The sequence below is a fragment of the Microcoleus sp. D2_18a_B4 genome, from assembly GCF_036702475.1.
In the GTDB taxonomy this organism is placed as follows: Bacteria; Cyanobacteriota; Cyanobacteriia; order Cyanobacteriales; family Microcoleaceae; genus Microcoleus.
This window is the reverse complement of record NZ_JAUBTL010000142.1, coordinates 1-1,750: the sequence shown is the minus strand read 5'-3', so window position 1 is coordinate 1,750 and position 1,750 is coordinate 1. Positions and strand designations below refer to the sequence as shown.

The window sequence follows — 1,750 nt, the reverse complement described above, 5'->3', positions numbered from 1 at the left end:
CCGACACTTTTTCGCTAACAAATGCTAACAAACGTATAAGTTAAGAGAGTCTCTCAACAAAGGCGTGTCAACCAATGCCCGCAGGAAAATCCCGCGAGCACCATTTAGATCCCGATCCATCTTCAATCCAGTAGCTACGGACTTGATAGTTCTAGCGCCACCTAGATTTTTGACAATTTCGCCCGTCCATGACACAGTTTTTGAAGTGTAAGCTTCGTTGCCGTCAATCACAAGCTTGGAGTTTTCCCAAGCTTTCCACTTCAGGAAAGTCTTGAACTCGTAATGGCTCAGAGTCAACATTTGTCGCACTGTTTTGTTCCTCAACTTGCGACGTGACTTAGACACCATTTGAGAACTTTCAAAAGTTGGCAGCAGAATTACATCAAAATTATCGACTAAAAACTTAGCCGTTTTATGATGCAGCTCTTTGACCAAATTCTTGATTTTGCAACGAAGCCTGCTGGCTACTTTCTTGAATCTTCTTTTCTGGCGACTGGGAGCTTTAGAAATTTTTGATACTAATCTGTCCAGCCGGAAACATAGTTTTTGGATGTGTAAATTAGAATCTTTTCCTAACCAGCCGTAAGAATTTTCAGAGAAAAATGTCATGAAAGTGCGGACACCGGGATCTAAGGCAACAAGCCGACCTTGGTTTTCGGTCTTGGCTTGTTGCACTTCTTCAGAAACGATCAGGTAATACTCGCCATAAGCCAGCGTTAACCTGCCGTCACTGAAAGTTTCAGGCAGAGTTTCTTTTAACAAACACTTGCCTAGAATCGAATGGTAGACACCACAATCTTTTATAGCCGACTTCGGCACATAGATAGATTGCTTGGTGTCTTTCCTGCTCCGAAATTTACATTTACGGATTTGACCGTCTTTTTTGAAACCCTGTTTAGCCGCCTTGACTGCCGAGCAAGCATCTTTGATGGCAATCGATTTAATTTGGAAAGGTACAGGCTTTGCCCATTCTGGTAAGCTGTTGAGTATTCCGGTTTTGATTGTCATCCAGCTAGCTTTTTTGTCTGGTTCTTGCAGGTATTTGATAGTCGTGTTGTAGACAAAACGACTTACACCAAACCACTGCTTTATCAGTGCTTTTTGTTCAGGATTTAGGAATAGACGGATCTTCCTTGATTTTCTTGCTGTAGCTTCTGAGTCCGTGCATTCGGCAACTGAAGACGTGAAGGATGGCAAGAAGATCGGCGGTGAGTTCGGTTTCTGGGCAGTGAACTGTTCGGTCAAGAACCACGATTTGTCCACCGTTTTGCTGTGCCATGAACTCGAACAATTCAAATCCAAATCGACACAATCTGTCGCGACAGGCAACAACAATCGTGAGCTGTTCGCCGCGCATAAATCTGACCAGTAGGGCTTGCAGTCCTTTCCTTTTGAAATTGATTCCTGAGCCGATGTCTTGGATGATTTCGGCGTCTGGGTACTGTTGCTGCATGAATTCAACTTGTCGAGCAAGGTCGTCTCGCTGCTTGGTTGAACTGACTCGGCAGTAACAAACAATGGCAGTTCCAATTGCACCGCGCTGGTAAGACTCAACATCGTAGAGTCTTTGTCCTGCTTCGTTTTTGATGCTTTTGATCTTGCCTTCATCTGCATATTTCCTTAAGGTGTTGGCGTGCAAACCCAGGAATTGGACTGCTTTTCTGAGTGGTATGTATGCCATTTGCTCATCTTACAGCGTTTGTTAGCAAATGTTTGCATTTGTTGGAAAACTATACACTGTTAGTCAACC

At 43.8% G+C, this 1,750-nt stretch carries 2 protein-coding genes; both read right to left on the bottom strand.

The genetic code is table 11. From position 1 onward, the window contains the following. Positions 1–24 precede the first annotated feature (24 nt). Entirely contained in the window at positions 25–1,197 is a 1,173-nt protein-coding gene (locus tag QUB04_RS32370) for a transposase (RefSeq protein ID WP_333290748.1), read from the bottom strand. Beyond that, the gene (locus QUB04_RS32365; RefSeq protein ID WP_333147156.1) at positions 1,106–1,681 is read right to left on the bottom strand and encodes an IS607 family transposase; all 576 of its coding nucleotides are present in this window, start codon (positions 1,679–1,681) and stop codon (positions 1,106–1,108) included. Before QUB04_RS32365 ends, QUB04_RS32370 begins: the two co-directional genes overlap by 92 nt. Positions 1,682–1,750: the final 69 nt, after the last annotated feature.

Bases quoted from the DNA above. Each gene is read 5' to 3' on its own strand.
- QUB04_RS32365 (WP_333147156.1), bottom strand. From the start codon at position 1,681: ATGGCATACATACCACTCAGAAAAGCAGTCCAATTCCTGGGTTTGCAC.